This window comes from Rhizobium sp. Pop5, assembly GCF_024721175.1.
GTDB lineage: Bacteria > Pseudomonadota > Alphaproteobacteria > Rhizobiales > Rhizobiaceae > Rhizobium.
Map to the genome: position 1 here is coordinate 2,729,065 of NZ_CP099399.1, position 12,589 is coordinate 2,741,653.

A 12,589-nucleotide genomic window follows, 5' to 3' on the forward strand; every position below is an offset into this window, starting at 1 on the left:
AGCGCCGGTCCTGATCTCTATCTCTTTGTTTTAGCGCAATTCCGGACGCAAACCGTTCACATTTTTGCTGGAATTGCTCTAGTCGATGCTCAGCCTGTATCCGATACCGCGCACGGTCTGCAGCCAGACGGGGTTGGCCGGATCGTCCTCGATCTTGCGCCGCAGCCGGTTGATCTGCACGTCGATCGTCCGCTCGCCGACCTCGGTGTCGTTGCCGATCAGTTCGTGGCGGGGAATCGTGTCGCCGGCGCGCCGCGCAAAGAGCAGCATGATCTCCTGTTCGCGGTCGGTCAGCCGGATCACCTCGCTCGCTCTCTTCAGTTCCTTGCGGGTGAGCGAGAAAGTATAGGGCCCGAACATGACCTGCTCGATCTTCGGCCCCTCGCCGCCGGCGTTGCGGCGCAGGATATTGTTGATGCGCAGCACCAGCTCGCGCGGATCGAAAGGCTTGGAGAGATAGTCGTCGGCACCCGCCTCCAGGCCTTCGATGCGGTTGCCCGATTCCGCCAGCGCCGTCAGCATGATAATCGGCACGTTCTTGATGGCCCGAAGCCCACGGGTGACGTCGATGCCGGATTCTCCGGGCATCATCACGTCCATGATGATGAGGTCGAAATCGAGCCCGGCGAGCTTGCGCTGCGCCTCAGCGCCGTCGGCGGCGACGGTGACGCGGAAGCCGTTCTCGGCGAGGTAACGATTGAGCAGGGCGCGGATGCGGGAGTCGTCATCGACCACCAGCAGATGCGCCGCATCGTCGGAAATTCCTGTCTTGACCGCCATTCAATCCGCCTTCTGTCTGTCCCGCATGCCTCTGAGGAATGCCTTTACGCCCTCTCGCGCCTCCGCAGAAGCACCATCGAATGCCCGCTCAATGCGGCGCGATTGGGGCTCCGCAAGGGCAAGCGCCAGTTCACGCCCCGTTTTCGTCGGATAGAGCTTGCGCTGCCGCCGGTCTTCAGGGCCGGCCACCTGGCGAATATAGCCTGAATCGATCAGCTGTTTCAGCACCCTTGCAAGGCTCTGCTTGGTGATCTTCAGCGTATCGAGAAGATCGGCCACCGTCATGCCGGGATTGCGATTGACGAAATGCACGACGCGGTGATGGGCCCGGCCGAAACCGCTCTTTTCGAGAATGGCGTCAGGATCGGAAACGAAGTCGCGATAGGCGAAGAAAAACAGCTCGATGATCTCGAAATCGATGATGTCGGTATCTTCCATCGGCGTGGCCAGCGGCTCCGGCTTGCCTGCTTTCGCTCCGGTCTGTCGTGACACTCGGCATTTTCCTTTCTCTTTCCGCGCATTTCGGAAATGCTTCGCGAAGATATGTCAGTTTTTGCGTCGCCATCTGCTTCCCGGAACTCTGCGGGAGCCCCGTCCGGACTGTATTACCCTACAGCGCCGCAGTCTTTCAGACGGGCAAAGGATTTGTAGCACTTGAATTGCTGCATAACGTCATTCTCAAATCGATTCCGATTTGAGGAACTATGCAGGAAAAACCAAGGCCCGCCCGCAACTCCGATGCAATACGTGATTTCCCCTTGCGTCTGTGGATAAAACGTAATGGGGACAACAATCAACAGGCATGGCGCATGAAGCGCCGGAGGAGTTTGAGGATGGCTTCAGTTATGATGCTCGACTATCCCAGGTCGCCCGAAGCCAAAGGCGCCAACATCTTCTTCATCAAGGACGGCGTCATCCAGACGCCGGTCCCGGATTGCTTCCTGAACGGCATCACCCGCCGGACCGTCATCGAACCAGCCAGGCGCCGCGGCATCGAGTGATCGAGCGCTCGATCCAGCCGGAAGAGCTTCCCGGCTTCAGCTCCGAAACGCTGCTGAACGACTATATGGTGGAAGTCTATCCGGCGGCGGTCGCCGCCGAATAAACGCCTCATGCAAATCGATCCGGCCAGGGAAACCTGCCGAAGCTTTTACCTATGCGCCCGCGCCATGACCACGCCGGCGAGCGTCGAGAGAATGCCGCCGCCGATGAGGGCGCCGATGCCCTCGGCGATCAGCCCGGTCATAGCCGCTTCGCCGCCGACCATGCTGAGCAGCATTCCGCCGCCCACACCGCCGATCGCGCCTGCGATCGTGCGAGCGACGACATTGAGCGCCTGCTGCTTCAAGGCGGCGCTTGCGGCGTTGCCGCCGATGGCGCCTGCAATCAATTGGATGACGAGCGGAAGTAGCGCTTCCATTTTTTCCTCCTGTGGCGATCTCCCCGATCGCCCGTTCATGCCGAACCCTCGGCATATTAGTATTTTATCATATTCAGGAGAAAAGCGTGAGAAAAATCAACCGATGCGGGATTAAGGCGCGCAGAAGTGGGAACGAGGCGGCCCGACACCGCCTCGCTTGTGACTTCTCATGCGTCATTGGTAGACGTAAACGATCCGGCGGGTACCGGGATCGACCAGGACGGGCCGGTCGTTGATCCTGGTATAACGATATTCGTAATCCGGAATCGTCTGGAAAGTGACGTCGGCAGGCACTTCTGCGCCGACCACGACATCGCCGCCGAGCCGCACGGTATCAGCCGGATTGGTCTCGATATAGGTCCGCACCGTCTCCGGTGGCGTGATCGTCTCGACAGCCCCGACAGGACCGATCAACTCATCCCAGGCGCCGGCTGCGGCTCAGCGGGCACGACACTGGCGGTCGACTCGTAGGTCACGACCGGAACGCCGATCTCGGTGCGGTGCTGTTCGACGATGACGGGAGTGCCGCCGCGGTCGACCTGCAGGTAATCGGCATAGACCCAGCCGCGCACGCCATTGAAATCGACGCGGCACCAGCGGCTGCCCTCGATGCAGCCGTCCAGCACCGCGGTCGAGCCACGGGTGGCAAGACCGACGGCCGGATATTGCGGGCCGGGGCCGGCGCGGACGTTGAGATCATTGATGGTTGTCGCCACCATCTCCGCTTGCGCAAGACCACCGCTCGCCAGGAGCACGGCTCCAGCCAACAGGATGTTTCTTTTCAAGGTCATGTGAGCGTCTCCTTGGTTTCGATGGCCGGACAACGCGCGGCGTTCCACGATGTTCCCGTGCGTTGCCCGCCGGGAAACGGCACGCATGAGATGCATCACGCAAACGCTTGAATAATCTGGATAAAATGCGATTTTTCCGACCCGTGCCGATGGCGGAAAGATTCATAAATTCTTGTTTCAGCCTGTCTTTTGGCCGTGAAACAATCCCGAAACGCAGAAGATTCCGGCTGCCCTCACCGTCGTTTCGGACTATATGCTGAGCATTCGAGACACCACGCGAGGCACTTATGGGCATGCTCCAGGCCGGCATCATCCCGGTTACACCCTTCCAGCAGAACTGCACGGTCTTCTTCGACCCCGATACCCAGGAAGGTGTTGTCGTCGATCCGGGCGGCGATGTGCCGCTGATCCTTCAGGCGATCGAGAAAAGCGGCCTGACCATCAAGGAAATCTGGCTGACACACGGCCATCTCGACCATGCGGGCGGCGCCAGGGAGTTGAAGGAAGCCCTCGGCGTCGATGTGGTCGGCCCGCATCAAGATGACCTGCCTCTGCTCCAGCGCATCGAGACCCAGGCCGAAAAATACGGCATAACGGGGTTGCGCAACGTTCTGCCCGACCGCTGGCTGAAGGATGGCGACAAGGTCTCCTTCGGCGCCCACGAATTCGAGGTCTATCACACCCCTGGCCATGCACCTGGCCACGTCATCTATTTCAACCGCGCGCAGAATTTCGCCCATCTCGGCGACGTGCTTTTCAACGGCTCGATCGGCCGCACCGACCTGCCGGGTGGCAATCATCAGCAGCTGCTCGATTCGATCCGCGACAAGGTGCTGCCGCTCGGCGACGACGTCGGCTTCATCTGCGGCCACGGCCCCGGCAGCCGCATCGGCGACGAGCGGCGCAGCAATCCGTTTCTGCAGGAAATCAAGCCTCGGTAAGCACTCGACGCGGGTGCATCATGCAAGACGCCCGACAAAGCGATGTGAGCTTTCGCTCACATCATCTTCTTGCCGTTCGGCACCGGCTGTTCGACCGCCGCAAGCACGATCGCGCCGTTCTCGTCCTCGAAGCCCAGCGTCAGCACTTCCGAGCGGACCGGCCCGATCTGGCGCGGCGGGAAGTTGACGACGGCGAGCACCTGCCGGCCTACCAGGCTTTCCAGCGTGTAATGCACGGTGATCTGCGCTGAGGATTTCTTGAGGCCGATCTCGGGGCCGAAATCGATGACCAGCTTGAATGCCGGCTTGCGCGCTTCCGGAAAGGGGCTCGCCTCGATGATCGTGCCGACACGAATGTCGACGCGCTCGAAATCGGCATAGGTGATCTCTTCGGCCATCTGGATCTCTGTCAGCCGGCCAGTTCTTCGGCCCGTTTGCGCGCAGCGGCGAGGGCCGCATCGAACAGGGGCTGCATGCCGTCCTCGGCCATCAGCACGGCGAGCGCTGCCGCCGTCGTGCCGCCTGGAGAGGTCACATTTTGCCGCAGCCGCGAGGCTTCGTCGGGGGACTGGTGCAAAAGTTCACCAGCCCCCGCGACCGTTTCCCGCGCAAGACGCATGGCGAGGTCCGCCTGCAGGCCGAGTTTACGGCCTGCTTCTGCCATGCATTCCACGAGATAAAACACATAGGCCGGACCGCTGCCCGAAAGCGCCGTCACGGCATCGATATCGGCCTCGTCAGGCACCCATTCGACCGGGCCTGAGACGCGCAGAAGGGCATGGACGCGTTCGCGCTGCGGAGCGCTGACCGCGGAATTGGCAAAGGCGCCGGTGACGCCGCGTCCGACCATGGCCGGTGTGTTCGGCATGGCGCGCACCATGGCGGCTTGGCCGAGATGCTTTTCGAGGAAGCCGAGTGTCTTGCCGGCTGCGACGGAAACGACGACCGTTTCCGGCCCGACAGCGCTCTTCACGGCAGGCAGCACCGTTTCCATCACCTGCGGCTTGACCGCAAGGAACAGCACCCCCGCCTTCAATTTTGGCGGAAGGACGGTCAGATGGGTCGCTCCCGCCTCGCCGATCGTCGCCAGCATCGCCTGCGACGGGCCGGGATCGACGACGATGACGGCCGAGCCCGGCACGCCGCTCTTCAGCCAGCCGGAGAGCATCGCCCCGCCCATGTTTCCGGCGCCGATCAGGACGACGGGATTTTTGGAGGAGAAAGCGTTCGCCGGCATCTTATGCCTCGCCGACCGTTTCGAAGAGCACGGCTTCCATCGCCTTCGCCGCGTCCATGCCGGACCAGACGACGAACTGGAATGCCTGGAAATAGGCCTCGCAGGTATCGAGCGCGCTGGAAAGCAGCACTTCCACCTGGCGGTTGGTGGGTTCCGCACCGCCGGCAAGCAGCAGCGACTGGCGGAAGATGACGACATCTTCCTGGCGCCAGAGGTCGAAATGCCCCATCAGCACCTGGCCGTTGATCGCCGAGAGCAGCTTGACCACCTCGTTGACCCTGATTTCGGGAACCTTGATATCGAAGGCGCAGCCGAGATGCAGCGCCTCGAATTCCTCCATCCAGGAGAAGGAGACATGATAGTCCGCCCAGCGGCCCTCGACCGTCATCGCGATCTCGTCCTCGCCGGACCGTTCGAACGACCAGTCGTTGTTGGAGGCCACGTACTCGATCATATCGACCGGGTTCGACTGACGCTCGACTTCCAATTCCATCAGGCTCATGCAGCACCTTCTTGACCGGAATGAATGCGAACTAACTTGGGGTACGAACACAAGAAAGACACACGCAAATACCGGAACCACCAATCGGATGATCGTTGAACCGCTGCCAGACTTTAACGCAGATAACCTGCCCGGAGCTTACCAAGTCGCTTCGAATCATCATTTAAAATCAGTGTATAGCGCCCCTTGCCACCTGCCAGCCCCCAGAAGGGAAAATAGGGCCAGCCACTGTGGAAAGGCTCTTCGAAATTCAATTCAGAAGGGAGAATAAGCGACTCTGCGAATTGGCTTTTTTGGCAGTGTCCACAGGTGGAAAAACTCACCTGAATTTTTTATGAAAGATGCGGCATGTGGCAATAAGGCCATGCCGCATCTTGTGTCGCATTGGGACTTTGAGGCAGATCCCGCATAAATGAGCAGCGGCCCTGCGATCGCGCCGTATTTAGCGGCTTTCGCCGGCAAGCTTTGCCTCGAGTGCGGCGATGCGGGCGGCAAGCGCCTCGTTTTCGTCGCGCGCCTTGATCGCCATCTCGCGCACGGCTTCGAACTCCTCGCGCTTGACGATATCCATGCTGTTCAGCCAACGCTCGGCCTGGGCGTTGAAGGCGGTCTCGATCTCCTTGCGGACGCCCTGGGCGGCACCGGCCGCATCGGTCATCAGCTTGGCGAATTCGTCCATGATGCGGTTCGTTCCGGTCGTCATGGCGTTTTTCTCCCTTCGCATGAGGTGAATTCAGCCCTTTGGGGCCTCGGGAATTGAGGTAGGGCTTCGCCACCCGCGATGCAAGCGCTTTGCGCGGGATAGGGCCTGCGTGGGACAAGCGCGAAAGAGCGATCACGAACAATGGACTTGACCGTCCGGGATCGCGGCGGCATGTTCCGCGCAACAAAACAGGTGGGAAAACCTTGCCGACAGCAGCCAATCTCCTTGCCATCATGCCTTTTCCGGATATCGATCCGATCGCCTTTTCGATCGGTCCGCTGGCGATTCACTGGTACGGCCTGGCTTATGTCGCCGGCATCCTGCTCGGCTGGGCCTATGCGCGCCGCATCGCCGCCAATGACAGCCTGTGGCCTGGTAATGCCTCGCCGATATCGCGTACGCAGCTCGACGATTTCATCGTCTGGGCGGCCCTCGGCGTCGTCCTCGGCGGCCGTCTCGGCTATATCTTCTTCTACGACCTTTCCGCCGTCCTGCGCGACCCGATCCGCGCGGTCGAGATCTGGAACGGCGGCATGTCCTTCCATGGCGGCCTGACCGGCACGACGATCGCCATGATCATCTTTGCCCGCCGCAATGCCATTCCGATCTGGAGCCTGTTCGACATCGTCGCCGCCGTCGTTCCCTTCGGCCTCTTCTTCGGCCGCATCGCCAATTTCATCAATGGCGAGCTCTGGGGCCGGCTGACTGACGTGCCCTGGTCCGTGGTCTTCCCGACTGGCGGTCCCTTCGCCCGCCACCCGAGCCAGCTTTACGAGGCCGGCCTCGAAGGCATCGTTCTGCTCCTGGTGCTGGCCGCGCTCGTCTATGGCATGCGCGCGCTGAAATGCCCGGGCTTCGTCACCGGCGTCTTCGTTTGCGGCTATGCGCTGTCGCGCATCTTCGTCGAATTCTTCCGCGAACCCGACGCCCAGCTCGGCTATCTCCTCGGCACGAACTGGCTGACCATGGGCATGGTGCTTTCTTCTCCGATGATCCTGCTTGGCCTCTGGGCAATGCTGAGGGCCCGCCGCCAGGCTGCGCTGCAGCTCTGACAACGGCAGGACGAGCAAGATGACCACCGCTTTAGGCGAAAAGATCAAGGCGATCATCCAGGCCAACGGCCCGATCAGCGTCACCGATTATTTCTCGCTCTGCCTCGCCGATCCCGAACACGGCTATTATCGCACCCGCGAGCCCTTCGGCCGCTCCGGCGATTTCGTCACCGCGCCGGAGGTCAGCCAGATCTTCGGCGAGATGATCGGTGTCTTCATCGTCCATGCCTGGCAGCGCCATGGCACGCCGGCCGGCGTGCGCCTGGTCGAGATCGGCCCCGGCCGCGGCACGATGATGGCTGACATGCTGCGCGTCATCGCCCGCATCGCTCCGCCGCTTTTCGACACCATGACCGTGCATCTCGTCGAAACCAGCGAGCGCCTGCGCGATGTCCAGAACCAGACGCTCGAGGATTACGGCGACAAGATCGCCTGGCACAACGGTTTCGATGAAGTACCGTCCGGCTTCACGCTGATCGCCGCCAACGAGCTGTTCGACGCGATCCCGATCCGCCAGTTCATCCGCACGCAGACCGGTTTCCGCGAGCGCATGGTCGGGCTCGATGCCGATGGCGAACTGACCTTCGCCGCCGGCGTCGCCGGCCTCGATCCCGCGCTTCTCCCGGAACCGGTGCAGAACCTGTCGCTCGGCACGCTCTTCGAGATCTCGCCCGCCCGCCAGGCCGTAATGATGGCGATCTGCGAGCGGCTGCGCGCCTTTGGCGGCACGGCGCTCGCCATCGACTACGGCCATCTCGTCACCGGCTTCGGCGATACGCTGCAGGCCGTGCGCATGCATGAATTCGATCCGCCGCTCGCCCATCCCGGCGAAGCCGATCTGACGAGCCATGTCGATTTCCAGCAGCTTGCCGAAACGGCGCTTTCGGCCGGCCTCCATCTGAACGGCGCCCTGCATCAGGGCGACTTCCTGACCGGCCTCGGCATCCTCGAACGTGCAGCCGCCCTCGGCCGCGACCGCGAGCCGCAGACCCAGCAGGTCATCCAGACCGCGGTCGACAGGCTTGCCGGCGCCGGTGAAGGCCGGATGGGCGAACTCTTCAAGGTCATGGCGGTCTCCCATCCCGCAGTCGATCTCATGCCCTTTCGTCCTGTGGATTGACAGGCCGCACGCGGCTGGGCCAACATCCCGCGCGAAACGCGCCGCAAGAACGATGCGCTTGGAAACATGACAACCCCTTCGAAACCTCCGGAATCACCGATGCAGCACGCGGCCTTTCCAGCACCGATCGAAAGCGCACTGCTGAACGAAGCAACGGACGGCACCATCCGCCACGGCTATTTCACCCGGGCCGGCGGCGTTTCCGAAGGCATCTATCGCGGCCTCAATGTCGGCCTCAGCTCCAGCGACGAGCGCGACAATGTCATGGAAAACCGCCGCCGGGTCGCAGCCTGGTTCGGCCTGCCGCTCGAGCGGCTGGCAACCGTGCATCAGGTTCACTCGCCCGATGTCGTGACGGTCGGCGCCCACTATGACGGCGCCCGTCCGGATGCGGATGCGCTGGTGACAGCAGTACCCGGCATTGCGCTTGGCGTGCTCGCCGCCGATTGCGGTCCGATCCTTTTTGCCGATCCGGGCAACCGCGTCATCGGCGCCGCCCATGCCGGCTGGAAAGGCGCGCTGACCGGCATCATCGAAAATACCGTCGCCGCTATGGAGGCCCTGGGCGCTGACCGCGACAGCATCGTCGCCTGCCTCGGTCCCTCGATCAGCCAGGCAAGCTACGAGGTCGGCCCGGAATTCGTCGATCGTTTCATTGCCGAAAGCCCGGATTACGAGCGTTTCTTCGCACCTTCCGCAACATCAGGCCACGCCATGTTCGATCTGCCGGCGCTGACCGTCGAGCGACTGGCCCAGGCCGGCGTACGCGCCGAGAGCCTCGGCCTCTGCACCTATCCAGACAGCGATCGCTTCTTTTCCTACCGCAGGACGACACATCGCAAGGAGCCGGACTACGGCCGCCAGATTTCAGCGATATCAATCAGGGAGAATTGAGCAGAATGGCACTCCACTTCGAAAAGGCTGAGTTCGCAAGCCGGCTTGCGCGCCTCACCGAAAAGATGAAGGAAGAAAAGCTCGACGCACTGCTGCTCTTCGCCCAGGAAAGCATGTACTGGCTGACGGGCTACGACACCTTCGGCTACTGCTTCTTCCAGACGCTGATCGTCAAGAGCGACGGCACCATGGCGCTCATCACCCGCTCGGCCGATCTTCGCCAGGCCAAGCATACCTCGATCCTCGACGACATCCATGTCTGGGTCGACAGGGTCAATGCCGATCCGACGCTCGATCTGAAGAACCTGCTGGTCGACATGGATCTGCTCGGCGCCCGCATCGGCGTCGAATATGATACGCACGGCATGACCGGCCGGGTCGCTCGCCTGCTCGACGCGCAGCTGGCCACCTTCGGCCAGATCGTCGACGCCTCCTATCTCGTCAGCCGCCTGCGCCTCGTCAAGAGCCCGACCGAGGTCGCCTATGTCGAACGCGCCGCCGTTCTCGCCGACGATGCGCTCGACGCTGCGATCCGGCTGACCAAGCCCGGTGCGGACGAAGCCGATATCCTCGCTGCCATGCAGGGCGCGATCTTCTCCGGCGGCGGCGACTATCCCGCCAACGAATTCATCATCGGCTCCAGCGCCGACGCCCTGCTCTGCCGCTACAAGGCCGGCCGCCGCAAGCTCGACGCCAACGACCAGCTGACGCTCGAATGGGCCGGCACCTACGCGCATTATCATGCAGCCATGATGCGCACGATCGTCATCGGCGAACCGATGCAGCGCCACCGCGAGCTCTACAACGCCTGCCGCGAGACCATCGAGGCGATCGAGACCGTGCTGAAGCCCGGTCACACCTTCGGCGATGTCTTCGACATGCACGCCAAGATCATGGACGAGCGCGGCCTCGCCCGCCATCGGCTGAATGCCTGCGGCTACTCGCTCGGCGCCCGCTTCTCGCCCTCCTGGATGGAGCATCAGATGTTCCATATCGGCAATCCGCAGCCGATCGAGCCGAACATGTCGCTCTTCGTGCACATGATCATCGCCGATTCCGATACGGGCACGGCGATGACGCTCGGCCAGACCTATCTGACGACGGCGGATGCGCCGCGCACGCTTTCGCGCCACCCGCTCGATTTCATCGGTCTTTGAGCGCTGGGATTGACCGGTGAGAATCCGGAATTGACAGAAGACGGTGCCCGCCCGCATAAATTCGGGCGGGGCTGACGCGATTGTGGGAAGGACGGACAAGGGATGACGCGAGCTGCGATTGTGCCCACGCTCCTGATCGTCACGGCCCTGCTGGCCGCCTGCAACACCACCGATGCGCTGACGCCGCAGGTCGATATCGGCGATTCCGCGGACGCTGTGCAGTCGAGCCCGGTAACGCAAAGGGAAGCCGAGCGTCTGGCGGGCACACGCCAGCAGGTCTTCGCCGGAAGCCCGCAGCAGGGCGGTTACCATCCCGCCTACCCTCAGACCGAGGATCAATCGCAGCAGACCTATCGGCCAGGCACCGGTGCACAGCCGACGACAATGCAGGAGCAGGCCGACGCCCTGTCGAGGAACGGCTCCTCACCGGCCGCCTCCGCTCCGATCGAGGGACAGTCGTTGCCGCCGGCGGCCGGCAGCCAGGCTGCCGCGCAGCCGGCCGAGGTGCGGCAGCCCCAACAGACCGCCACCCTCAATTCCGGCCCCTCCTCCGCCCGCGGCAATACGGTGCGCTTCCTGCCGATCATCGGCGCGCCGGTGCAGGCGGTGACGCCCCTCTCGCGCCAGCTTGGCGCCGAGGCGCGCGCGCACGGCCTCTCCATCAAGAGTTCGAACGATTCAAGCAGCGACTACATCCTGAAGGGCTACCTCTCGGCCTTCAGCGACGATGGCAAAGTCACCGTTGTCTACGTCTGGGATATTCTCGACAATGGCGGCGCCCGCCTCCACCGCATCCAGGGCCAGGAAAGCGTGCCGGCGGCCGCGGCCGATCCCTGGGCGGGCGTTCCGGCTTCGGTGATGCAGCAGATCGGCTCGAAGACCATCGCCGAATTCTCCTCCTGGCGGCAGACTCAGGGCGGTTAGTCACAAACTTTTTGCAAATATGGACCCCTGTGGCGCCTTTGCCCTTGCATTCACGGGGAAGCTGACTAATAAGCGCGGCTATCAGCGCATAACAGGCGGACCAAAATGAAGGTTTTCGCAGGCAATTCGAACCGGCAACTTGCCGAAGCGATCTGCAACTATCTCAATGTTCCCTTGGGGAGAGCCAGCGTCCGAAGGTTTGCCGATCAGGAAATCTTCGTGGAAATCCAGGAAAATGTGCGCGGTGAGGACGTTTTCCTCGTACAGCCGACCGCCTTTCCCGCGAACGACCACTTGATGGAACTGCTGATCATGATCGACGCTATGCGTCGGTCGTCAGCCCGCCGCATCACCGCCGTCATTCCCTATTTCGGTTACGCCCGCCAGGACCGCCGTGCCTCCGGCCGTACGCCGATCTCCGCCAAGCTGGTGGCAAACCTCATTACCGAAGCCGGCGCCGACCGCGTCATGACGCTCGACCTCCACGCAGGCCAGATCCAGGGCTTCTTCGATATCCCCACGGACAACCTCTTTGCCCTGCCCGTGCTGACGCGCGACATCAAGAGCCACTACGATCTCAGCAACGTCATGGTCGTCTCGCCCGACGTCGGCGGCGTGGTGCGTGCCCGCGCGCTTGCCAAACGGCTGGACTGTCTTCTGGCCATCGTCGACAAGCGTCGCGATCGGCCGGGTGAATCCGAAGTCATGAACATCATCGGCGACATCGCCGGCAAGGACTGTCTGCTGATCGACGACATCGTCGATTCCGGCGGCACGCTTTGCAACGCGGCCGATGCGATGCTCGCCAAGGGCGCCGCCAGCGTCACCGCCTACATCACCCACGGCGTTCTCTCGGGTGGCGCGGTTACCCGCGTCACCTCTTCGAAGCTGCGCGAACTCGTCATCACGGATTCGATCCAGCCGACCACGGCCGTGCTCTCGGCGCACAATATCCGCGTCGTGACGACGGCCCCGCTGATCGGCGAAGCCATCAGCCGAACGGCCCAGGAAGAATCCGTCTCCAGCCTTTTCGACTGACGGGCAAGCTCCGCCGCGTGAATTTCCACG

At 62.5% G+C, this 12,589-nt stretch carries 15 protein-coding genes and 1 pseudogene; 8 read left to right on the forward strand and 8 right to left on the reverse strand.

The features are described 5' to 3' along the window. Positions 1-78 precede the first annotated feature (78 nt). The gene (locus NE852_RS15840) at positions 79-780 is read right to left on the reverse strand and encodes a response regulator (protein ID WP_258155817.1); all 702 of its coding nucleotides are present in this window, start codon (positions 778-780) and stop codon (positions 79-81) included. Continuing rightward, positions 781-1,272, reverse strand: coding sequence for a MarR family winged helix-turn-helix transcriptional regulator (locus NE852_RS15845; RefSeq protein WP_008530827.1), 492 nt, complete (start codon positions 1,270-1,272; stop codon positions 781-783). 341 nt (positions 1,273-1,613) lie between these two features. Between NE852_RS15845 and NE852_RS32755 the strand changes: the two genes are divergently transcribed. Beyond that, on the forward strand, positions 1,614-1,781 hold the full coding sequence (locus tag NE852_RS32755) for an aminotransferase class IV (RefSeq protein ID WP_374991987.1): 168 nt from the start codon (positions 1,614-1,616) through the stop codon (positions 1,779-1,781). A 149-nt stretch (positions 1,782-1,930) separates the two neighbouring features. On the opposite strand, the gene NE852_RS15855 is transcribed toward NE852_RS32755, so the two are convergent. After that, positions 1,931-2,200, reverse strand: coding sequence for a hypothetical protein (locus NE852_RS15855; RefSeq protein ID WP_008530823.1), 270 nt, complete (start codon positions 2,198-2,200; stop codon positions 1,931-1,933). Between the two features lie 174 nt (positions 2,201-2,374). Further along, positions 2,375-2,991, reverse strand: a pseudogene (locus tag NE852_RS15860) (DUF1236 domain-containing protein). A 287-nt stretch (positions 2,992-3,278) separates the two neighbouring features. Here NE852_RS15860 and NE852_RS15865 point away from each other — a divergent pair. After that, positions 3,279-3,932 (forward strand): MBL fold metallo-hydrolase, encoded by a 654-nt coding sequence (locus tag NE852_RS15865; RefSeq protein WP_008530821.1) that lies wholly within the window; start codon positions 3,279-3,281, stop codon positions 3,930-3,932. Positions 3,933-3,988: 56 nt separating this feature from the next. Here the strand turns inward: NE852_RS15865 and NE852_RS15870 are convergent, their stop codons facing one another. The 4 genes from NE852_RS15870 to NE852_RS15885 form a co-directional block, all read right to left on the reverse strand. Further along, complete coding sequence (locus tag NE852_RS15870; protein ID WP_008530819.1) at positions 3,989-4,330, reverse strand: tRNA-binding protein; 342 nt, start codon at positions 4,328-4,330, stop codon at positions 3,989-3,991. A gap of 11 nt (positions 4,331-4,341) precedes the next feature. Then, a complete protein-coding gene (gene proC / locus NE852_RS15875; protein WP_258155818.1) occupies positions 4,342-5,169 on the reverse strand; it encodes a pyrroline-5-carboxylate reductase in 828 nt (275 codons plus the stop codon). Between the two features lies 1 nt (position 5,170). After that, positions 5,171-5,671, reverse strand: coding sequence for a YbjN domain-containing protein (locus NE852_RS15880; RefSeq protein WP_258155819.1), 501 nt, complete (start codon positions 5,669-5,671; stop codon positions 5,171-5,173). 442 nt (positions 5,672-6,113) lie between these two features. Next, positions 6,114-6,374, reverse strand: coding sequence for an accessory factor UbiK family protein (locus NE852_RS15885; protein ID WP_008530809.1), 261 nt, complete (start codon positions 6,372-6,374; stop codon positions 6,114-6,116). Positions 6,375-6,577: 203 nt separating this feature from the next. On the opposite strand from NE852_RS15885, the gene lgt reads away from it, so the two are divergent. From lgt to NE852_RS15915, 6 genes are all read left to right on the forward strand, one after another. Further along, entirely contained in the window at positions 6,578-7,426 is an 849-nt protein-coding gene (lgt, locus tag NE852_RS15890) for a prolipoprotein diacylglyceryl transferase (protein WP_258155820.1), read from the forward strand. 19 nt (positions 7,427-7,445) lie between these two features. Beyond that, on the forward strand, positions 7,446-8,546 hold the full coding sequence (locus tag NE852_RS15895; RefSeq protein WP_258155821.1) for a class I SAM-dependent methyltransferase: 1,101 nt from the start codon (positions 7,446-7,448) through the stop codon (positions 8,544-8,546). 99 nt (positions 8,547-8,645) lie between these two features. Continuing rightward, positions 8,646-9,440 (forward strand): peptidoglycan editing factor PgeF, encoded by a 795-nt coding sequence (pgeF, locus tag NE852_RS15900; RefSeq protein ID WP_008530798.1) that lies wholly within the window; start codon positions 8,646-8,648, stop codon positions 9,438-9,440. A 5-nt stretch (positions 9,441-9,445) separates the two neighbouring features. Continuing rightward, a complete protein-coding gene (locus NE852_RS15905) occupies positions 9,446-10,597 on the forward strand; it encodes a Xaa-Pro peptidase family protein (protein ID WP_008530796.1) in 1,152 nt (383 codons plus the stop codon). Between the two features lie 102 nt (positions 10,598-10,699). After that, the gene (locus NE852_RS15910; RefSeq protein WP_008530795.1) at positions 10,700-11,521 is read left to right on the forward strand and encodes a hypothetical protein; all 822 of its coding nucleotides are present in this window, start codon (positions 10,700-10,702) and stop codon (positions 11,519-11,521) included. A gap of 105 nt (positions 11,522-11,626) precedes the next feature. Beyond that, positions 11,627-12,559, forward strand: a complete 933-nt coding sequence (locus NE852_RS15915; RefSeq protein ID WP_008530794.1) for a ribose-phosphate pyrophosphokinase — start codon at positions 11,627-11,629, stop codon at positions 12,557-12,559. The last annotated feature ends 30 nt before the right edge of the window (positions 12,560-12,589 follow it).